This window comes from Inquilinus sp. KBS0705 (assembly GCA_005938025.2).
Lineage (GTDB): Bacteria > Bacteroidota > Bacteroidia > Sphingobacteriales > Sphingobacteriaceae > Mucilaginibacter.
In genome coordinates, this window is sequence record VCCI02000005.1 from 1 (window position 1) to 21,677 (window position 21,677).

17 protein-coding genes are annotated in these 21,677 nt (G+C 43.2%); 11 read left to right on the top strand and 6 right to left on the bottom strand.

All coding sequences use genetic code 11. The features are described 5' to 3' along the window. Positions 1-110: 110 nt before the first annotated feature. Both FFF34_018180 and FFF34_018185 read right to left on the bottom strand, forming a co-directional pair. The gene (locus FFF34_018180) at positions 111-560 is read right to left on the bottom strand and encodes a response regulator (protein ID TSD62883.1); all 450 of its coding nucleotides are present in this window, start codon (positions 558-560) and stop codon (positions 111-113) included. A 1-nt stretch (position 561) separates the two neighbouring features. Continuing rightward, on the bottom strand, positions 562-2,022 hold the full coding sequence (locus FFF34_018185) for a HAMP domain-containing protein (protein ID TSD62884.1): 1,461 nt from the start codon (positions 2,020-2,022) through the stop codon (positions 562-564). 664 nt (positions 2,023-2,686) lie between these two features. Between FFF34_018185 and FFF34_018190 the strand changes: the two genes are divergently transcribed. From FFF34_018190 to FFF34_018230, 9 genes are all read left to right on the top strand, one after another. Continuing rightward, positions 2,687-8,347 carry a response regulator gene (locus FFF34_018190; GenBank protein ID TSD62885.1) on the top strand — a complete coding sequence of 1,887 codons (5,661 nt, stop codon included), beginning with the start codon at positions 2,687-2,689 and terminating at the stop codon, positions 8,345-8,347. 9 nt (positions 8,348-8,356) lie between these two features. Further along, the gene (locus FFF34_018195; protein TSD62886.1) at positions 8,357-9,601 is read left to right on the top strand and encodes a hybrid sensor histidine kinase/response regulator; all 1,245 of its coding nucleotides are present in this window, start codon (positions 8,357-8,359) and stop codon (positions 9,599-9,601) included. Further along, positions 9,598-9,969 carry a response regulator gene (locus FFF34_018200; protein ID TSD62887.1) on the top strand — a complete coding sequence of 124 codons (372 nt, stop codon included), beginning with the start codon at positions 9,598-9,600 and terminating at the stop codon, positions 9,967-9,969. Before FFF34_018195 ends, FFF34_018200 begins: the two co-directional genes overlap by 4 nt. A 175-nt stretch (positions 9,970-10,144) precedes the next feature. Further along, the gene (locus FFF34_018205; protein ID TSD62888.1) at positions 10,145-11,305 is read left to right on the top strand and encodes a glutathione-dependent formaldehyde dehydrogenase; all 1,161 of its coding nucleotides are present in this window, start codon (positions 10,145-10,147) and stop codon (positions 11,303-11,305) included. Positions 11,306-11,316: 11 nt separating this feature from the next. Further along, positions 11,317-11,850 (top strand): hypothetical protein, encoded by a 534-nt coding sequence (locus tag FFF34_018210; protein TSD62889.1) that lies wholly within the window; start codon positions 11,317-11,319, stop codon positions 11,848-11,850. A 316-nt stretch (positions 11,851-12,166) separates the two neighbouring features. Beyond that, positions 12,167-14,449 (top strand): hypothetical protein, encoded by a 2,283-nt coding sequence (locus FFF34_018215; GenBank protein TSD62890.1) that lies wholly within the window; start codon positions 12,167-12,169, stop codon positions 14,447-14,449. Continuing rightward, on the top strand, positions 14,400-15,464 hold the full coding sequence (locus FFF34_018220; protein ID TSD62891.1) for a zinc-binding dehydrogenase: 1,065 nt from the start codon (positions 14,400-14,402) through the stop codon (positions 15,462-15,464). The genes FFF34_018215 and FFF34_018220 overlap by 50 nt, the downstream gene beginning before the upstream one ends. An 18-nt stretch (positions 15,465-15,482) precedes the next feature. Continuing rightward, the gene (locus FFF34_018225) at positions 15,483-16,247 is read left to right on the top strand and encodes an SDR family oxidoreductase (protein ID TSD62892.1); all 765 of its coding nucleotides are present in this window, start codon (positions 15,483-15,485) and stop codon (positions 16,245-16,247) included. Further along, positions 16,247-17,542, top strand: coding sequence for an MFS transporter (locus FFF34_018230; GenBank protein TSD62893.1), 1,296 nt, complete (start codon positions 16,247-16,249; stop codon positions 17,540-17,542). The genes FFF34_018225 and FFF34_018230 overlap by 1 nt, the downstream gene beginning before the upstream one ends. Before the next feature lie 56 nt (positions 17,543-17,598). On the opposite strand, the gene FFF34_018235 is transcribed toward FFF34_018230, so the two are convergent. From FFF34_018235 to FFF34_018250, 4 genes are all read right to left on the bottom strand, one after another. After that, positions 17,599-18,114 (bottom strand): DUF4142 domain-containing protein, encoded by a 516-nt coding sequence (locus tag FFF34_018235; protein ID TSD62894.1) that lies wholly within the window; start codon positions 18,112-18,114, stop codon positions 17,599-17,601. A gap of 75 nt (positions 18,115-18,189) precedes the next feature. After that, on the bottom strand, positions 18,190-18,468 hold the full coding sequence (locus tag FFF34_018240) for a hypothetical protein (protein TSD62895.1): 279 nt from the start codon (positions 18,466-18,468) through the stop codon (positions 18,190-18,192). A 27-nt stretch (positions 18,469-18,495) separates the two neighbouring features. After that, positions 18,496-18,885, bottom strand: coding sequence for a hypothetical protein (locus tag FFF34_018245; protein TSD62896.1), 390 nt, complete (start codon positions 18,883-18,885; stop codon positions 18,496-18,498). Between the two features lie 95 nt (positions 18,886-18,980). After that, positions 18,981-19,862, bottom strand: coding sequence for a catalase (locus FFF34_018250; GenBank protein TSD63038.1), 882 nt, complete (start codon positions 19,860-19,862; stop codon positions 18,981-18,983). 389 nt (positions 19,863-20,251) lie between these two features. On the opposite strand from FFF34_018250, the gene FFF34_018255 reads away from it, so the two are divergent. Both FFF34_018255 and FFF34_018260 read left to right on the top strand, forming a co-directional pair. Beyond that, positions 20,252-20,590 carry a hypothetical protein gene (locus FFF34_018255; GenBank protein ID TSD62897.1) on the top strand — a complete coding sequence of 113 codons (339 nt, stop codon included), beginning with the start codon at positions 20,252-20,254 and terminating at the stop codon, positions 20,588-20,590. A 205-nt stretch (positions 20,591-20,795) separates the two neighbouring features. Next, positions 20,796-21,674 (top strand): glucose 1-dehydrogenase, encoded by an 879-nt coding sequence (locus FFF34_018260; GenBank protein ID TSD62898.1) that lies wholly within the window; start codon positions 20,796-20,798, stop codon positions 21,672-21,674. The last annotated feature ends 3 nt before the right edge of the window (positions 21,675-21,677 follow it).

Below are 21,677 nucleotides of genomic sequence, written 5' to 3' on the forward strand. Positions count from 1 at the left end.
CGAAGTAAAAGAACTGGAAAAGAATCAGCACGAGAATTACTCTTGATCATTTCGTGACCACCCTCGAACGCGACTATAAAAATCCTTTTAGTGCTAATTAACTTATTAAACTATAACGTGTTTGTTTGCTCCCTGAAAATCTTTCCGATATGAAATTGTACAAAAGCATCCATAGAATCAGTCTTTTTGCTGTTATCATTAAAGTTCAGCGGTTTTATTAGGTACCCAGATATGCCTAGTTCCTGCATAGTTTCTCTGTCGCGTTCTTCACCGGATGTCGTCATCACAAAGACTTTTATATGTTTTAAGCGATCATCTGCGCGCAGAATTCTTAAGAATTCTATTCCATTCATTCTCGGCATATTGATATCTAATAATATCAGGTCCGGAAGCGGCGCCAATGGTGGCGCGCCGGCTTTGCCCTGAAGTAATAACAATGCCTCCAGGCCATTGTATGCGGTATATAGTTCACAAGCAATATTTAACTTACTCAAGGAACGCTCTACGCTGATAACGTCTAAATCATCGTCCTCAATTAAAAGTATTACATTTTTTTTCATATCAGTTTTTTGGCCATGTAAATATAAAATCTGCTCCTTCCCCCGCAGAGGATTTAACCCTAATGGTACAATTTTTCTCGTCTATGATTTTTTTCACGATTGCCAGGCCGATACCGGTACTTTCCTTGTCATGTTTATCACGCAGGGTTTGGAAAATTACAAATATCTTCTGATGATACGCTTGCTCAATTCCCGGGCCATTATCACTCACCGTAAATTCATAGTTAAATTCATTTTCTATACAGGAAATATTTATTTTTCCATTTCCATCAATTTGGTACTTTACCGCGTTGTTGATTAAATTACTAAAGACTTGCTGTAAAAGTAGTCTCTCTGTCCATAATTTAGGAAGGTTTTTAACAGTTAACCTGAATTTCATTGGCACAATTTCTTCCGCGATCTCATTTATCATTTTAGCGACATCCACTTCCTCTTTAGTCTGCTTTTCGCGGCTGACCCGGGCATACTCTAATAAGCCGTCAATCAGATTTTCCATGCGCCCAAGGCGTTCAGGAATAATGTCAAGATATTTCCTCATTTTAAAAGAAACCTCCTGGGTGAGGTCCTCATTAATCCATTGCACTACATTGTTAATTCCCCTGATAGGGGCCTTTAAATCATGAGAAACAACATACGCAAATTGGTCAAGTTCATTATTCTTCTTTTCAAGTTCTGTTATATTCCGGCTAAGGGTTTCCGACATGGTGTTCAACGAGTGAGATAAACTGCTCAGTTCATCTTTTTTGTCGTCAATAACGGTCGTAAATTTACCCTGCGATATATTTTCCGCAAGTTTGACCATTGATGAAATACGAAAAGATATTTTTTTAACTATGTAGATCGCTAAACTTGCGCCAAGTATGATTAACAAAAGGCTGAAAAAAAGTGATGATGTTTCAGTTCTTTTTATTGAAGCTGCTAGTTTTTTTTGACGTTCTTCCCGAACGTTATATTCATATTGGCCAAATGAACGGAAAATTTTGGCGATCATCTCATTATAGCTTCTTCCAACTCCCTTTCTGAACTGTTCATCAAACAATGCCTTATAGTATTGGGTCGAAGCAGTTGTAGTCGAATTTCTTTTTGCGTTAATTAACCGGTTTGCATAATTAAGCCAGGCCCCATGCAATTTAACAATGGAATCTAGTTTAAGTCGTTGAGAAGAAACTGGCCGGATTAATCTTTCCTCTTGTTTGACTAGCAAGGGTATTGTGTGCAGACCATTGTTGTAAGCTACAAGAAACTGATCGTCGTCCGTTAATAAATAGCCGCGAAGCGCACTTTCCATGTTAATAATTTCCTTATTAAGCGTGCTTAAATTTCGGATGATTGTTTCTGAACTATTCACGAAGTCCATGTTGGTCTTCACTTTCAATGTAAGCATATAATTTACGTAGGAATCGATCAGATCTATCGAGATGGCAATAAGGAATCCGAGTAAAATTTGTGATGATAGCTTCATGGGCTATGTTAAATTTCAATTGGCGAATGTAAATCGTTTCGGTAAACAAAGTCGTAAAAATAGATAAAAATGAAGTAAATCTCTATCGCTTTCTACGCTAATACCGCTTTATCCATACGGGCTTGGGGAGGCGGCCAACGTGCGTATCAAATTAGGTAGTTGGCGCTGTCGCCGGCGATATTCATCTGTCCGTAGATCAGTGTGCCGCTGCCATGCATGAAACCAATGGCTATCCTAATCATCAACACTGACCTGTTGAGCCAAGCCATAGAGCAAAGTAGTTTAATATAAATGTGCTGCCGTCAGGGCACTCTGATACTTGTTGGTGCTGCACAAACTAGTTGATTGCAGGAAGTCAAGGTATGGTTTTGGGGTACGTGCAATCGTCCTTATATTTCGATAACGGCATCGATATGTCGCTAAGCAACACATCCCATCACTTTGAAATTCTTATCTTGAATTCACTTAAATTTTTAAAAAAATTTCAAACATATTGAAACTACTCTTGTTTATGCAACTCCTATTTTCTAAAGGAGCAATTTTATTTGAAATAAATTATCATATAAAGTATATTTATAACCTATTTTATAGGCATTGTTAATAAAAAATGCCTAAATATTACTTATTGGTTTACCTTATCGAAAACAATTTTAACCTTTGACCTATGGAACAAGATGTACTTAACCCTACCACAAAAAATGAAGCGCCAATACTTAATGGTCATCATAATGTTGGTGATAACCTTGACGTAAAAGAGCTACTTAGTATTCTTTCTCTTGTTAAAAATGGCAATCTGAATGTAAGAATGCCTGTTACGCAAGCTGGCATCAACGGGCGAATTTGTGAAGTACTGAATGATATTATAGAGATGAACCAGCGCTTGATCGCTGAAATATCTTCGGCCGAAATAATTATTGGAAAAAAAGGAAATCTTTCAAAACGTATAGAATTACCTGATGCTAAAGGTGAATGGGCCGGTGGTGTCAAGTCCTTAAATAACCTTATTTCCGACCTGACTTCTCCAACATTGGAAATTGCCGGGATGATAAACTCAGTAGCCAACGGCGATCTTTCTAAGCACATTCCTTTAGAGATAAGCGGGCACCCATTAAAAGGGGAGTTTTTGCGTATCGCAAAAGAATCCAATCAAATGCTCTCCAAGCTTCAGTTGTTTTCGATGGAGGTAACTCGCGTTGCCCGCCAGGTAGGTTCGGAAGGTAAATTAGGGGAGCAGGCGAAAATAAAGGGAGTAGCGGGTGTTTGGGCTGAGCTGACTGATTCGGTGAACCAAATGGCAGGAAACTTAACAGCCCAGGTACGTAACGTAGCTGCGGTAACAACGGCTGTAGCCAAAGGAGATCTTTCGCGGAAGATAACGGTAGAAGCGAAGGGCGAGATATTAGAATTGAAGAACACCATCAATACAATGGTTGATCAGCTGAATTCGTTCTCCTCAGAAGTAACGCGGGTGGCACTCGAAGTAGGTACCGAAGGTAAGCTTGGTGGCCAGGCTAAAGTACCGGGTGTTGCCGGAACCTGGAAAGATCTAACAGATTCGGTAAACCGCATGGCCGGCAATTTAACCTCGCAGGTACGTAATATAGCCGGTGTAACCACAGCAGTAGCTAATGGCGATTTATCGAAAAAAATAACGGTGGATGTAAAGGGAGAAATGCTTGAGCTGAAAAAAACGATCAACACCATGGTGGATCAGCTTAACTCCTTCGCTTCGGAGGTAACGCGTGTAGCACTTGAGGTAGGAACCGAAGGTAAACTTGGAGGCCAGGCGCGTGTAAAAGGCGTGGGTGGTGTATGGAAGGACCTAACAGATTCGGTAAACCAGATGGGTAGTAACCTGACCGACCAGGTGCGAAATATAGCGTGGGTAACTACGGCCGTTGCAAAAGGGGATCTATCCCGGAAGATAACGGTGGATGCCAAGGGAGAACTATTGGAGTTAAAAAACACCATCAATACAATGGTTGACCAGCTTAACTCTTTTTCATTCGAGGTAACCCGGGTGGCACGTGAGGTAGGTTCCGAAGGCCAGTTAGGTGGCCAGGCAAACGTACCCGGTGTAGGTGGAACTTGGAAAGATTTAACAGACTCGGTAAACCAGATGGCGGGTAACTTAACCGGTCAGGTGCGTAATATCGCCGAGGTAACCACCGCGGTTGCAAAAGGAGATTTGTCTAAAAAAATCACGGTTGACGTACAGGGAGAAATGCTTGAGCTTAAAATCACTATTAATACAATGGTGGATCAATTAAACTCCTTTGGATCTGAAGTAACCCGTGTGGCACGTGAGGTAGGTTCCGAGGGCCAGTTAGGCGGGCAAGCCAACGTGCCGGGTGTTGGTGGTACCTGGAAGGATCTGACAGACTCGGTAAACAAAATGGCGGATAACCTTACGTCGCAGGTACGTAATATAGCCGAGGTAACCACCGCAGTTGCTAAGGGTGACCTTTCCCGAAAAATCACAGTAAATGCTAAAGGTGAGCTTTTGGAGTTGAAGGATACTATTAATACAATGGTAGACCAGTTGCGTGCGTTTGCATCTGAAGTGACACGTGTAGCGCGCGAAGTAGGCTCTGAAGGACAACTGGGCGGACAGGCTAACGTACCGGGTGTAGACGGCACCTGGAAAGATTTAACAGATTCGGTAAATAAGATGGCCGGTAACCTTACGGCGCAGTTGCGTAATATTGCCGACGTATCTATCGCCATTGCAAATGGCGATCTTTCCAAAAAGATCACGGTTGACGTGCGCGGCGAAATTTTGCAGTTGAAAGAAACTATTAATACCATGGTTGATCAGCTTCGTGGTTTCGCGTCCGAGGTAACTCGTGTGGCTCGTGAGGTAGGTACTGATGGTAATTTAGGTGGGCAGGCATTCGTGCCCGGCGTTGCAGGCACCTGGAAGGATTTAACGGACTCTGTAAATCAAATGTCCAGTAACCTTACCTCTCAGGTGCGTAATATTGCAGAGGTGACCAAAGCAGTGGCCAGCGGGGACTTGTCAAAAACGGTGATCATCGACGTAAAAGGGGAGATTATGGACCTGAAGAACACCATCAATACGATGGTTGATCAGCTCAACTCATTTGCGTCTGAGGTAACCCGTGTGGCACGTGAGGTAGGTACAGAAGGCAAGTTGGGCGGCCAGGCGCATGTTAAGGGTGTTGGTGGTACGTGGAAGGATTTGACCGACTCGGTAAACCAGATGGCATCAAACTTAACCGGGCAAATCCGGGGTATTGCTAAGGTGGCAACAGGTATTGCAAAAGGCAATTTAAAACAACGCCTGTCTATTAATGCATTAGGCGAGGTGGCCCAGCTAACAGATACCATTAACGAGATGATAGATACCCTTGCGGTATTTGCGGATGAGGTAACGACGGTTGCCCGTGAGGTGGGTGTGCAGGGCCGTTTAGGTGGCCAGGCAAGTGTGCCGGGCGCATCGGGCACCTGGAAAGACTTGACAGAGAACGTAAATCAACTGGCACAAAATTTAACGGTGCAGGTGCGTTCTATCTCAGAGGTGGCATCAGCGGTAACCAAGGGCGACTTAACCCGTACAATCCGTGTAGATGCAAAAGGTGAATTGGAAGCTTTAAAGGATACCATCAACCAAATGATCGCCAATCTAAAAGGCACTACATTGCGGAATCACGAGCAGGATTGGTTAAAATCCAACTTAGCTAAATTCGCACAAATGCTTCAGGGACAGCGTGACAGGAATGCTGTGGCAAATAAGGTTTTATCTGAGCTTGCTGAACTCGTTAACGCCCGTTATGGCGCATTTTATATTTTAGAACAGCGCGAAGGTGCAGATGAAGTTAAACTGAAGCTGTTTGCCGGTTACGCGCAAAAAAGCAGGAAGCTGATTGATCAGGAGTTTTCACTAAGTGAGGGCCTGATCGGACAGTGCGCTACCGATAAGGAGCGCATCAGGCTTACTAATGTACCTAATGAATATTTACAGATCAGCTCAGGCATTGGTAGCGCCGCGCCAATTGACCTGGTAATTTTACCTGTTTTATTCGAGAATAATGTAAAAGCGGTTATTGAATTAGCTTCATTTGACAACTTTAGCGATACGCATATCGACTTTTTGGATCAGCTTACCGAAAGTATAGGTATCGTACTCAATAATATCGAAACTAACACACGTACAGAAGAACTGCTAACGCAATCGCAGTCCCTGGCTGGTGAACTTTCTGCACAACAGGAAGAATTAAGAAGGGCGAACGATGAGCTACACGATAAGGGTCGTTCGTTAGAGGAAAAAGCGGAGCAGTTAACTTTAACCTCCAAATACAAGTCGGAGTTTTTGGCCAACATGTCGCACGAATTGCGTACCCCGCTTAACAGCTTGCTTATTTTGGCACAACAGTTATTTGAGAACCCCGAAGGAAACCTTACCGAGAAACAGCGCATGTTCGCCAAAACCATCCACAGTTGTGGGGATGACCTTATCCAGCTGATCAACGACATCCTGGATCTGTCGAAGATCGAGTCGGGAGTTATCGCTGCTGATGTAATGCCGGTAAGCTTTAAAGAAATCACGTCGTTTGCGGAGTCAACCTTTAAACCGATCTCAGAAGCTAAAAGCCTTAAGTTCGAGATAGAGGTGCAGGACGGGCTGCCGGAACTTATGGAAACCGATATGCAGCGCCTGAACCAAATTTTAAAGAACTTGCTTTCAAATGCATTTAAATTCACAGAAAAAGGCCGGGTTAAGCTTCATATTTTTAAACCGGGCCCCGGTGCAGAAAATCCGCTAAGTACAACCGAATCGGTAATTGCGTTTTCGATTGAGGATTCGGGTATCGGAATATCTAAAAATACACAAGGTATTATATTTGAAGCCTTCCAACAAGCCGAGGGCTCTACCAGCCGTAAATACGGCGGTACAGGGCTGGGGTTATCAATTAGTAAGGGTTTTGCCGAACTTTTAGGAGGAACCATTACAGTAGGCAGCGAACTTGGGAAAGGCAGTACCTTTACTTTGTATTTACCATTAAAGTACAGCGAAGAAAAATCTCTTCCTGTTAAAGCAAAAGAGCGTATACCTGCAGCGCATCCGCGAATCAGCATGGTTGATTCTGCTGAATTGGTGATGGACGATGATAGGCACAATATTACAGCCGAAGATAAGGTAGTGCTAGTTATTGAAGATGACCTGCGATTCACCAAGATACTGATTGACAAAGCGCATGATTTAAACCTGAAGGTTGTTGTTGCCATCAGCTATCTTGAAATCTTCGACAGTATTCTGAAATACAATCCCATTGCGATTACCCTGGACGTTAACATGCCTGAATCAAACGGTTGGAAAATACTTAAACTACTTAAGAGCGATATCAACTTAAGGCATATCCCGGTACACGTAATTTCCGGGGAAGATAATAAAGTACTGGCCCTTAAATATGGTGCTAAAACTTTCAGCTTAAAACCTTTATCTAATGCCTCTCTTGATGAGCTGATAAGTGGTATTCTTCAGTTTCATCATCATGCGAAAAAGCGGGTGTTGATTATTGAAGACAATGAGGCCGAATTACAGCGTTTATCGGAACTGATATCGATAGACAAAATAGAAGTCTTAGGTGCATCATCTGCTAAAAAGGCATTGTCCTTGTTAAAAAAAGAACAGTTTGACTGTATTATCCTTGATTTTGTTTTACCGGATGCCAATGGATTGGAGTTGCTGAACAAGATAAACCTTGTTAAGCAACAGCAAACAACGATCATATTGCATTCTGCACGTGATTTTACGCAGGATGAACAGCTACAACTAAAGCGACTTAACCATAAAGTCATCACCAAAACACCAACATCACATGTTTACTTGCTTGAGGAAATATTGATACTTATGCATATCGATAAAAAGTTCATCAGTGAAAGCAAGCTGAAAATGATGGATGGGATCCGGGTGAATAATGATGTGTTGGATAATAAAAAAGTGCTGGTAGTTGATGATGATGTGCGCAATTTATTCGCATTAACGGCTGTTTTCGAGCGGTCGAAGATTGAAGTGATAACTGCTGAAAGCGGCAGAGAGGCCCTTGAGATCTTAAACAATGATAAGAAGATAGATATTGTGCTAATGGATATTATGATGCCTGAGATGGACGGATATGAAACCATACAAATAATCAGAAAAGAACCGAGGCACAAAAACCTTCCTATTATAGCCGTTACGGCGAAGGCAATGCTTGGTGACAGGCAAAAATGCATTTCTTCGGGAGCATCAGATTACATCACTAAACCCGTTAAAACGGACCAGCTTTTATCGTTAATGCGCGTATGGCTCATCAAATAAATTGATAAAATGTCAGTAAAAATATTACTTGTAGACGATAACGATAACAACTTATTATCAATGGAAGTGGCCCTGCAAAGAGCAAACTACAGCTTTTTCAGGGCTAACTCGGGCAGGGAGGCTCTACGGATACTTTTAAAAGAAGAAGACTTCTCGTTGATACTGCTTGATGTAAAAATGCCTATAATGGATGGGTATGAAACGGCAGAATTGATTTATCAGCGTGATAAACTTAAGAACATCCCGATCATTTTTATTACTGCGCACGATTATGAGGAGGCTGCGATGTTTAAAGGATACCAGGCGGGTGCAGTTGATTTTATAAGAAAGCCGTTCAATGCTGAGATATTAAGGTCGAAAGTAGCAGTATTCGCCGATCTTTATAAAAAAAATCAATTGCTGAGCCACCAGGAGGAAAAGCTGCAGGCTATCAATAATGATTTATTGCAACTTAATCAGGAATTGGAGCAGCGGGTAATAGAGCGAACCCTTGCTTTAGAGAATTTAAACAACGAATTGAAAGCCCTCAATTTATCTAAAGATAAATTTCTTTCAGTGATGTCTCACGATCTGCGGAACCCACTTACTGCCTTATTGGCTTCTTCTGGTAAACTAAGTGAAAATACGGAAAGCCTTACGCCCAGCCAGGTCAAACAGCTTTCCCAAATCATCCACCGCACCTCAAACAAGCTGCTTAACCAGTTGAACGAGGTGATCGATTGGGCAAAAAAACAAACCCAAAGAAGTAGTTTCAATCCACAACGCATCAAACTAACCTCGGGGATTGAGGATTCACTCGAATTACTAAGACCCAATGCCCAACAAAAGAAAATCAACTTGCAGAACTGCGTGCCGGAAGAGATAGAGGTGATGGCTGATGCACTCATGCTAAGATCGATTGTCCAAAATTTGGCTACCAACGCCATTAAATACACACCAGAAAATGGTTCGGTAATTATAGATGCAAAAATTGATAAACAAATGGCCTGTATTTATATCGAAGATTCGGGTATAGGAATGAGCGCCGACGTACGCGATAGGTTGTTTGTCGACGCTAGCCATACTTCAACATTGGGTACTAACAACGAGCAAGGTAGTGGGTTGGGATTGTTGATGGTTCACGATTTTGTAAATCAGCACGGGGGCAAAATTCAAATAAACAGCGAGATAGGGAAAGGTACCAGTATTTGCTTTACCATTCCGGCAACTACAAACAAAAACAATAGCAGTAAGCAGAGCACTTTAATTTCATGATGGGAAAAAGAATCCTCGTAGTAGACGACGATACAGATATTTTAGAAATTTTAACTTTTTTATTAACAGATAGTGGTTATCAAACTCATACTTTGAATAATGGAGAAAGTATTTTTGATGAAATTAAAAGATTTGAGCCCGACTTAGTAGTAATGGATGTAATGCTTGCAGGCATGGATGGTCGCGAGATATGTAAAAGCATCAAAACAAGGGAGTTTACGCACTTATTGCCTGTTATACTGATGTCGGGTACCCATAACCTGTCAGGCCTGAGCGGTATGGAAGGAGCCCCTGATGATTTTGTAGCGAAGCCATTTGATATAAACAATCTGCTAAATAAAATACAATATCAATTAACACCTCAATAATATTAGGTATTTATCATATGTAAACAACCGCTTTATTTCTTGCCACTAAGGGTTATACTGTTAAATAAATACCTAGAATTATCTCTTCGTAAATTAATCTATACGATAATTAATTTATAATTAATTAAAACATACAACTTTTAAGAATGTTTTAGTTTTAAAAGAGGAGGTAATTATGTTAGCAATGAATTATCGAGGCCCTTTTCGTATAAGGGCCGACCGGGATAAGCCTGTCCCACAAATTGAACATCCTTATGATGCCATTGTGCGTGTCACGCGTTCGTTGATCTGCGGATCGGACCTGCACCTCTATCATGGCATGGTGCCGGATACCCGGGTGGGCATGACCTTTGGCCATGAATTTACCGGCGTAGTAGAAGAAGTTGGTTCGGGTGTGCAAAAGCTTAAGGTTGGGGACCGCGTACTGGTCCCGTTCAACATCGCTTGCGGCACTTGCCCGTTCTGCAAGCAGGAATTGTATGGCAACTGCCATGAGGCCAATCCGGAAGCAACAGCTGTGGGGGGCTTTTTTGGTTATGCGCATATTGCGGGCGGTTACGATGGAGGCCAGGCCGAGTATGTTCGGGTACCGTTTGCGGATGTAAGCCCAACGGTTATCCCCGAGGGAATGGACATCGAAGATGCCGTTTTACTAACAGACGTTGTGCCAACGGGCTACCAGGCCGCCGAAATGGGCGGTATTCGGAAAGGTGATACCGTTGTGGTCTTTGGTGCCGGGCCTGTGGGTATTATGGCAGCAAGGTGTGCCTGGCTGTTTGGGGCCGGGCGGGTTATTGTAATAGACCATCTGGATTACCGGCTGGAGTTTGTTAAAAACTACGCTTACTGCGAAGCTTACAATTTCAAGTACATGGACGACCCTGTCTTGTTCATAAAAAAACAAACAGATTGGTTCGGAGCCGATGTCTGTATTGATGCGGTGGGTTGTGATGCGTCAGGCAGTGCCATGCAAACTATTACAGGAAAAAAACTGCTGTTACAGGCAGGCGCGGCCACCGCATTGCACTGGGCGGTAAATTCTGTAAAAAAAGGCGGTATAGTTTCGGTCATAGGTGTTTATGGCCCACCGTTTAATATGGTACCTATGGGTAGTATCATGAACAAGGGGATCACCCTGCGGACAAACCAGGCGTCGGTGAAAAGGTTACTGCCAAAGCTGATCGACCATGTGATGGCCGGGCGCTTAAATCCTAAAGGCATCATTACGCACCGCTTGCCGCTGGAGGAAATATCTGATGCCTACCATATTTTCTCTGCCAAGAGAGATAACTGTATCAAACCACTTTTAATTCCACCAAGAGCCGCAATGGCCTAAACTTCATTCTTATGGAAAATACAAAGAAAGAACCGGTTCAAATCTCCGGCATAGACAGGAAGATAGCAAACGAACCCAAAGACCACATTCCTGGTTGGGGTATGGATGCTGATCCTGAAAACGACCCCACTTACCCAATGAAACACTGGAACGGGGCCGATTATGAAAGGATCAATTATGAAAAGCCTCCCCAGCAACGCGTTAACATGGAGGTGCTGCATTCGATAGAACGACCGGGTATCACCAGGGTGTTTGGTACTTCAACGCCACCCGCGGGGTTAAGCGGGGCAATCAGGCGCTGGGCTTATAAGTACAGTGAAGCAACCACCGCACACTGGATGGGGCTTATCCTGGCTGACCGCGTCAATTCGGTAGAGGGCGTTGTTGATGATCTGACACATGGCAAAATACCGGACCTGTTTAAAGAACGCGGCTGGTCTGCAGAATGGAAGTATAATCGACAGGGCTTTATAAAAAGCGCATTTACAGGCCTTCTCGTGGCAACTGCTGTTATTACTTTGATCACAAACAGATCCAAAAAATAAATCGCAAATACAGGGAAGTTACGTTAACAGCGTGGCTTTCCTGTGCTTATACCCGCTATATCTTGATTTTCCAGTGCTATACTGCAATCAACCAGCGGCGTTTTAGCCCGCCTCTCCCTTTCTGGTTGGTGAAAATTCGGGACAATCGCTTTATACCTGCTATTAAACGCAATTTTATTTCCTATAAATTAAAACAGCTGTTAACAAGTATTGTTATCATAATATTAACCGATACGCTCAACGTATTTGCCAATATTCAGATATGTTAATTGCAAGCAAGCATGTAAATGATGCATTAACTATAAACCTTAAATCAATGCAAAAAGAAGTAACCATATGGGCGCTAAATGCGGCCGAAAAAATTGCGCGCTATAATGGCAGTGCTATTTACAGCTATCAGGCTGGTGCTGTTAATTTTGAAGTTCTACTATTAGATGACTCGTTATGGATAATAAGCGACTGGGGCAATAAATGCTGCGTTGGCTTTCGTACGGCTTTTTCGCCGGGTGGTATGACGCTGGACAAAGTAAAAGAACGCGATAACGGTATACATATCAATTTAACCGGGAATACTGGAGCCTATAATGTAGATATTGATTTCCCGTCCAGCCAGGGTTCTATACTGCACTATCTTGTTAAATTTACTCCAAGGAGTACACTTTCTATACCGTTTTGGCCAAAAGACGTGTTAATTGTTGATAAGGATGATAAGACCGGCGATACGGAGGGTGAGTTATACGTTAAACAAATAGGCATCCGTACCGGATTGGTTTATGCAGGTATAAAAGATCCCGGCGCGGGTTCGTTTCTTTACTTTCAAAACCTTACCTCTATTAATGAATATTGTACAGCAACAGAAACATCGGTTGCGGAGACGGCTGGTGGGCAATGGCCCGAATTCGGGTTTTCTTTACCCCCAACAAAAGATAAACCTTTGCAAGCTGGTAAAGAGGTTACCATCTCTGATGCTTATATATCGTTTAACACATCTACACCAGCTGATCAGTTTGAAATTGCAAGCGGCTTTCTTGATCATCTGGCTTCCATTTATACGCTTATTCCAAAACCAGATACAAAATACCAAGATTACGACACGATCATCAAATACTCTATACAGGATCTCGAAAAAAACAAAGGTTGCTGGAGCCAGCATAAAGGCTGCAGTTATTTAAACGCCTATGTGTGCGATTACGATACCCCGCCGGAAATAATGGTACAACTGGCCGTTTTATTGCCTGTACAGGATTACACAGCGTGGAGTGGTACCGAATTAGAATTTGCCAACCAGATACATGAGAATATACCCACATTTTACAATGATGAATTAAAAACAATAAAGCGCTGGCTTCCATCTGCCGAAGATCAACTGGACGAATCTGAAGAGCAAAAGGTACCCAATGTAATGGATGCCTGGTATTTGCATCATCCTTTACTTAACCTTGCCCGCATGGCGCTTAAAGGCGACGAAAAGGCAAAAGAGCTTTTCCTTCCATCTGTAGAATATGCCATAAAGGTAGCGCATCACTTTAACTATACGTGGCCTGTTTTTTACGATATGGTAACGCTGGAGACGCTTAAAGAAGAAACAAAACCAGGTATGGGCGGCGAAAAAGATGTGGCCGGCGTTTACGCGCAGGTAATGCTGCAAGCCTGGGACCTAACCGGCGACAAACGGTTTTTTGAAGAAGCCGAAACCGCGGCAAAATCTATTATACAATTTGGCTTTGATATTTTTTACCAGGCCAACAACACAGCCTTTTCTACTAAAGCCATGTTAAGGCTTTATAAAGAAACAGGGGATGAAATTTACCTCAAACTTTGCCACTTATATATTGCCAACCTGTTTAAAAATGTAGCCATTTGGGAATGTAACTATGGGTATGGCAAAAACTTCCCGCTGTTTTTCGGGCTGTTTCCGCTTAATGATGCGCCATACTTAGCCGTATATGAAGAGCAGGAGAGTTTCGCTTCTATACACGACTTACTGGTTATGGCCCAGGGCACCCCGCTATTAGATAGCGCCCGGTTATTACTGGCAGAGTATGTTAAATACATGATCAACAGGTCGGTTTATTATTACCCGCCAATGCTGCCAAAAGACATGCTGTCTGAAGAGGTGAAAACCGGCGAAATAGACCCTAAGCTTTGGGTAGCATTAGAAGATATACACGATGGCTGGGAAAAAGCCGGCAACGTGGGCCAGGAAGTTTATGGCGCAGGCTTGTGCTTTGGTATAGTACCAAGGCATTACATCCGCATACCCGGCCAGCCGTTTATGGTTTACATTGACTACCCTACCGGGCGTAAAGAGATAAGCGGAGATACTTTAACCTTAAGTATACTGGGTAACAAAGAGTTCACATGCAGGTTGTGTGTTATAAAAACAGATGATAATGCAACCTTGCCAAAGCTAACCATTATGGCAGGCAACCAGCAAGATCAGAAACATATTGACAAAAATTTGCCCGGAGAAAACAAAACTGAGTACACAATCCATGGCGATCAAACCATCATTATTAAATGGACAACAAATAAAATAGTGGATGAAAATGGAAGAGAAAATGAAAGCAGCGTTGAAAACGCAGGAAGGTACATTTGAGATTGGCGAAGCTGATACCCCCAAAATTGCAAAGCCAGATTGGGTGGTTGCAAGGGTAAAAGTAGCCGGCATATGCGGCACCGACCTTAGGCACTGGAAAATAGCCGAAGCCGAACTGACTTGTAAAATAATGGGGCACGAGCTTTCGGGCGAGGTGATAGAAGTTGGGCCGGAGGTTAAAAATGTAAAACCCGGCGACAGGGTTGTTATTGAAACATTGCTTGGCGATGAAACCTGCGAATGGTGCAACATACAGCGCTATAATATTTGCCCCAACCTATACCCGGTGCGTATGAAAACCATTTCGCAAGCATTTGCACAATATGTAGCCGGCCCATGTGAAAAGTTTTATAAGCTACCCGATAATGTAAGTTTTGAAGAAGCCACCCTGCTTGATACATTTTCGGTATGTATGCATGCCATACAATTAAGCGGCATAAAAATAAATGATAAAGTTGTGATAATAGGTGCCGGTTGCATTGGGTTGGGTCAGCTGCAATTAGCCAAGATATGCGGGGCCGATGTACTTATTACAGATAAGGTGGATTCGGCACTTAAGGTGGCAAAAGAGTTAGGTGCTGATGAAGTGGTAAACATCGATTCGGAAGACGGGCATCAGCGGGTTATGGAATTTACCGGCGGTCGCGGTGCCGATATTGTGTTTGAATGTGCAGGCGGCTCGGCTATGCCCATGACATTGCCCCAGGCGGTTTCGTTTACCCGCATTGGTGGCAAAGTGGTGGTAGTTGGTGGTTTCGAAAAGGACCAAAAAGCAATTGAATTGGATTGGGCCCAAATGCAAAAATCTGAAATTAAACTCATCCTCAGCGCCAGTTATTCCTATTGGGACATTTATCCCGAAATGAAGATGTGCTTAGACCTGGTTGCTAAAGGCAAGCTGAATGCCCGTAAACTTATTACGCACAATTTTTCACTTGATGATATCAATGAGGCTTTTGACACAGCAAGGAACAAAGAGGAAACAGGGGCCATTTTTGTGGCACTAACAGTGTAAACATTAAAAAACACCAATATGAGCACATCAAATTTTGATAAAAATGCCTTAACTGAGTTAAAAGGCATGAGCATTATAATAACCGGCGGAACAACCGGTATAGGCAGGGCTACGGCTATTCTATTGGCACAAAAAGGTGCCGATGTGCTAATAGCAGGAAATAGCCCTGAGCATTTAGACGAAACCCTAAAAAGCATTGAGCAGGCACAGCCCCAGGGCAAATTTGACGGCATAACAGCCGACCTTGCCACCGAAGAAGGTATACAGCAAATTTTTAATAAAGCAGACGAAACGTTGGGTAAGTTAGATGTGTTGGTAAACAATGCGGCGTTGGCATACCAGGGTATAAGCGATGGTAACTACGAGGATTGGGAACGTGTGGTTAAAACAAATTTGCTTGGCTATATGGCCTGTTCCCGTTACGCGCTGGACCGCATGACGCCAAATGGCCGCGGCCATATTGTTCAGGTAGGATCTATGAGTGCAGATGTGCGCGAGACAGGCAGTTCAGTTTATGTTGCAACCAAGGCCGGTATACAGGGTTTTTCGGAAAGCCTGCGTAAAGAAGTGAACGAATTAGGAATAAAAGTAACACTGATAGAGCCCGGAGCTGTGGGAACTGATATGCAACCCGCTAACGCCAGTGAACAGGCACAAAAACAAGAGAGCCTGGAAATGCTAACCGCTGAAGACATTGCATCGGCTGTTGTTTATGCCCTTGAACAACCTTTAAGATGCGATGTTGTCGAACTAAAGATACGGCCCCATTTACAACTTATTTAATGCCGGGGATTAAAGAAGAATATCAATTTTTTTGCGGGCAGCCAAGGCCTATGCGCATGCTGCTTTTAACCAATATGGCCTATGCTTTTGCCATACCGGTTATTGAATTATTTATCGGGGCTTACATCATCAGGAAGTCTGATGATGTAAGCCTTGTTATGGTTTACCAACTGGCCCAAGGCACAGGCATCCCGGTTACATTTGTTTTAAACGGTTACTTATTACGCAAAATACCCATAGCAAGGCTGTATGCTGCCGGCATGATCATTAGCGGACTTGATATGGCCGTTATGATGTTGTTACCTCAGCTCGAAATGGCCGGCATTACACTCATAGGCTTTATAATGGGGTTATCCTATGGTTTTTTTTGGGCCAATAGGGTATCACTTGCCTTAACAAGCACCCGCAATTTTAACCGCAATTATTACTACGGCCTCGAATCCTTCTTTTTTACAATGGCATCTATCATCATGCCTTTATTATCCGGGTATTTTATAGCGGCTACACAAAAGTTTGGCTGGCTTGGCGGTAATATTAACGGTGCTTATCGCGTGCTTACTGCACTGGTAATACTACTTACTTTAGTGGCCTCGGTTATTGCTATTCGAGGTAGGTTTCAAAACCCGCCAAGTGCCCGCTTTATCTATTTTAAATTCCACCGCCTTTGGAATAAATTGCTGGGCATGGCTGCCCTTAAAGGAGTAGCCCAGGGCTTTGTTATTGCAGCGCCGGTTATGCTTATTATGAAACTCGTGGGGAACGAAGGGTCAGTAGGTTCCATCCAGTCGGCAGGCGCTTTGCTATCAGCTGCTATGTTGTATATACTTGGGCGTAAAACCTCTGCCAGGCATCGTAACGCAATATTCATAGCCGGCTTAGGTTTGTTTGTTGTTGGCGCGGCTGTAAATATGATATTATACAACGCTGCAGGGGCCATCATATTTGTTGGTTGTATGGTATTTTCGCGCCCGCTGCTCGACCTCGCCTATTATCCAATTCAGCTTGGCGTGATTGAATGTGTTGCTTCAAAAGAGCAGCGCAACCAGTTTGCATACATATTTAGCCACGAAATAGGCCTTTATACCGGGCGAATGTTTGGGTGTATGCTATTTATATTAATTGCCCGCTTTATAAGCGAAGATACTGCCCTGCGCTATGTGCTGCTTGCTGTTGCCGTGGTGCAGTTCGCGTCTATTTTTGTAGCGCGATCTATCCAGCACGATCGGGAATGGTGCGAGGTATCTGAAAGTAAACTGATAGTGCCGCAAGAATTAAAGGAACCGGCCGAGCTTTAATTATATTTGATCATAACAATAAGATCAGCCCGGCTGTCCTTTTAACGCCTATTCGCCTATTTGTCGTAAGCGATATTTAATTTATCAGCAATTTGCTGTATTGCTGTGTAATGTTGCTGTAGTATAGGCAATGTCTTCATGGCAAAAGCCTTTATTTGCGGGTTGGGAGATGTTGAAGCCGCACGCTCAAATAGCATAATTGTTTTTTTGTGGTCTTTAACCATCATGTTTACGTAACCCGTATCAAACTCGCTACCGGTGCTTGTAGTTAACATTGCATCGGGCTTAACAACCGTAGCCGATGGTGGCGGTATGTTCCACTTTTTAGCTGATACGATAGACTTTAGTTCGGCATTTGCCTTTGAATGATCTGTAACCATCCGCGCGCCAAAATTTTTCACGTCGGTACTTTTGCCTTTTTGCGTTGCAAGCTTTCCGGTCATTACCTCCATCATCCCCCCTTTTGTTGCATTTACCACAAAGTTTGCAACAGCAGTATCGGGCGTTGTAGTTTGCGCGTACATACCCAGGCTAAATAAGCCGCTAAGTAATGTTAAAATAACCTTTTTCATATTTTAATTTGTGATTTTATAAGAATTGGAATACATAACAGCATTGATGAGAAACCAATGCTGTTATGTACTTTATTATTGCGGAGTTGTGCCTTTTGCAGCCGAGTCTTGCTTGTTGGCACTGGTATCGCCTGCTGCTGCACCGGATTGTGATGGTGCTCCTGTTGCTGCACCCGAGTCTCCACCTGTTGCCGAGCCAGTACCTACACCGGTAGCAGTACCTGTGCCAGTGCCGGAAGTATCCTGGCCCGTTGTGCTGCTGCTGTCAGTTGTTCCTTGTTTGCTACTACCGCCACAGGCGGCAAATAATGTAAGGCTTGCGCAAATGGCTGCCATTAAAATACTCTTTTTCATAGTGTTTGTTTTTTGTTATCGTTTAATTTATCTGTTACCTCTTTCATCAAATAATTCCAATTTATAAAGAGGTGAGTGTTGCGTAAATAGGCCCGCGAAAAGGGAGAGCATCCCAAGTAGCAAATGCGGCAAAAACACGAAGTGGTAAAAGCCGTATACCCATGGCGCCGCTATAAGTATAATACCGGCAAACATGTCTATAACTAAATGCAACTGCATTGGGAAAACTTTAAATAAACCTAATGGATGGTTGCTGAATATGGCCATAACCAATTGCATACTACCAATGCATAGCGGCAGGTATAATGGCGCGCCGCCTAACTTAGCAAAGCCAAATATCCAGGGCGATGCTGTTATCAGTAATCCACCGGCATAATCTAATATGCCATGCGCTTTCAGAGAAATATAGGGTTTCATGTGGGCTATGTTTATATTTTGCTACATGGTGCCTGCAGCGAGCAGGCACCACATAACAAGTTGAACCTAAAAATGAAAAACAGTTGCTATTTAAATTATGGCAGTATGGTATCTTTAATATTTTCAAGTATACCCTTACCTTCGCTACCCAGCATTTGCTGCTCTTGCGCATACCCTTTTACATCAGGCGGGCCAAGTACAGGCACCTGGCCATAAGGTTGTGCATATACAAAGCTAAACTCGCCTTTGCCATCAATAGATGGTCCGCTTGCCCAACGTGCGTCCGGTGCTTCGGGCCGCTCAATATTTGTACTTACAAAAGCATATTCAAACTCCCTTACCTGGTCGCTCATCGGGAAAGTGTTAGGGATAGGCAGGTTAGCATTTACACCACCAAGGTCTTCAATAACTGCCAGCCATTGGTTTTGATGCATGGTATCCCTCGCTATCAAAAAGGCCAGCATATCTTTCATTCCCGGGTCGTCGGTAAGTTCCCAAAGCCGTGTGGCTAATACCCTGCCTGTAGATTCGGCCATAACGTTGGCATACATATCGGCAGCAAGGTTACCGCTACCTACCACCCACGATCCGTTGAATGGTACCCCATTGCTATCTACAGCCATAGCAGCCAATCCTGATGATAAGATATGCCTTGGGTCCATACCACCCATAATACTGCCCACAATTGGGTTCTCTCCTGCTATCTTATCCTTAAGGTCGTTTGTGGCACCTTCCAGGTTTAATGCAACAGCGGTGCTAAGCATTTCGATATGCGAAATCTCTTCCGTACCGGTATCTAAAAGCATATCGCGGTATTTAACCGGTCCGCGGTTGCCCCAAGCCTGAAAAAGGTATTGCAAGCAAACCCGTATCTCTCCTTCAATACCGCCTATAGCCTGCTGCAATAATTTGGCATAGGCCGGGTTTGGCTTCTCTACACGTACCTCGTACTGTAGTTTTTTGTCATGATAAAACATATTTACCTCCTGATTATGATTTAACTTTTGTTGCTTCTTCAAAAGATCGGATAGGTATGACAGCTTGAAAATGCTGACCCGGAGCGGATATGGGGTGTTATAATTTCTACAACACGGCACAAATTGTTATGTTTTAAATTAATTTAATTAATTATTGATTAAACATTTTGAACTATTATGGGTTATCCTAAATAAGTGGTTATACATCCCGGTACTTAAATAATTGTAATATTCAGTTCTGCACCACCACTAAATATTCATTTAATAAGTATGACCTGGCTAAATAAACAAACACCTATTTGGATGTGGGTTACCGGTATAGCAATGCTTTTTTTAGCAATTTTTATAATGTGCTGGTGGCTTTTTTACTCAAACTAAAATACAATACAATGGCAACAGAAAACAATATGGCCCCTGGCCAACAAAATGCACCTGAAAACAATAAAACAGTTTACCGGCCAGACCAAGCCGGGGGCGAAGAAATTATTGCCGGTGCCCGACAGGAAGATCAAATAGAGAAACAGCAAGATAATGCAGCAGAAACACCATTTGAGCACCATATAGGAGCCGAACCATCTAAAGACACCTTATCGCAGCAGGATATTGCCGACGGTGTAAAAACCTTTGTAAAGGGGCCGGATGGCCGCATGGCGCTTGAAACAGAAGAAGGGAAAAATAATGGTGCTATCCCGGCCGCTTTTGAGGGACAAAAGAGTAATCATCCATAAATACTAAATAAAATGAATAACGGTACAGCATACGTAAAAGGGCAAAAAGTAATTACCCCTTCGGGAAACGGTTTTGTAGAAAAAGTAGAAGGCGACAAGGTTTCGGTTAAGCTTGAGTCTGGCGATATTGAAATTTTTACCGAGTCGGATCTGGAAGACGATTCTGATGCTGGCTAATTAACAGGTAACCATTAAAACAAAGAATATGTCAGATAATATTGATCCAAGAGAAAAATACACTAATGAGGAGCTTTCGGAGCAACAGCAGGAAATACCGGGCACCGAAAAAGAAATGACCCCAAAGGCAGATCATGGCGAAAACTCTTACCGGGGATGCGGCAAACTTACCGGGAAGAGAGCCATTATAACAGGCGGCGACTCGGGCATTGGGCGGGCAGTTGCCATAGCGTTTGCACGCGAAGGGGCCGATGTTTTAATTGCCTATTTAAATGAACATGACGATGCCAAAGAAACCGCAAAATATATTGAAGCTGATGGCAGAAAAGCAATATTGGTTGATGGCGACATTAGGGAAGAAACGCACTGCCGAAAAATAATTGATACCGCTGTTAGTGAGTTAGGCGGTATAGATATTCTTGTAAATAACGCCGCTTTCCAGATGTCGCGCGAATCATTACAGGAAATATCTACAGAAGAGTGGGACCGCACTTTTAAAACAAATATTTACCCTATGTTTTACCTGTGCAAAATGGCCGAGGAGCACCTTAAGGCCGGTAGTTGTGTTATAAATACCACCTCAGTAAACGCCTACAAGCCCAGGCCCACTTTAATCCCCTACGCTGCAACAAAAGGGGCTATCCAGAATTTTACCTCGGGCATGGCGCAGCTTTGGGGCGAGAAGGGTATACGGGTAAATTGTGTTGCACCGGGCCCGGTTTGGACACCGCTTATACCATCCACCATGACTAATGAAGAAGTAACATCTTTTGGGCAAAATGTGCCATTAAAACGCCCCGCACAACCTGCCGAGCTTGCCCCCGCCTATGTATTATTAGCATCAGACGAAGCCAGCTATATAAACGGGGCAACTATACAGGTTACCGGTGGTTCGCCAACAATTTAAATT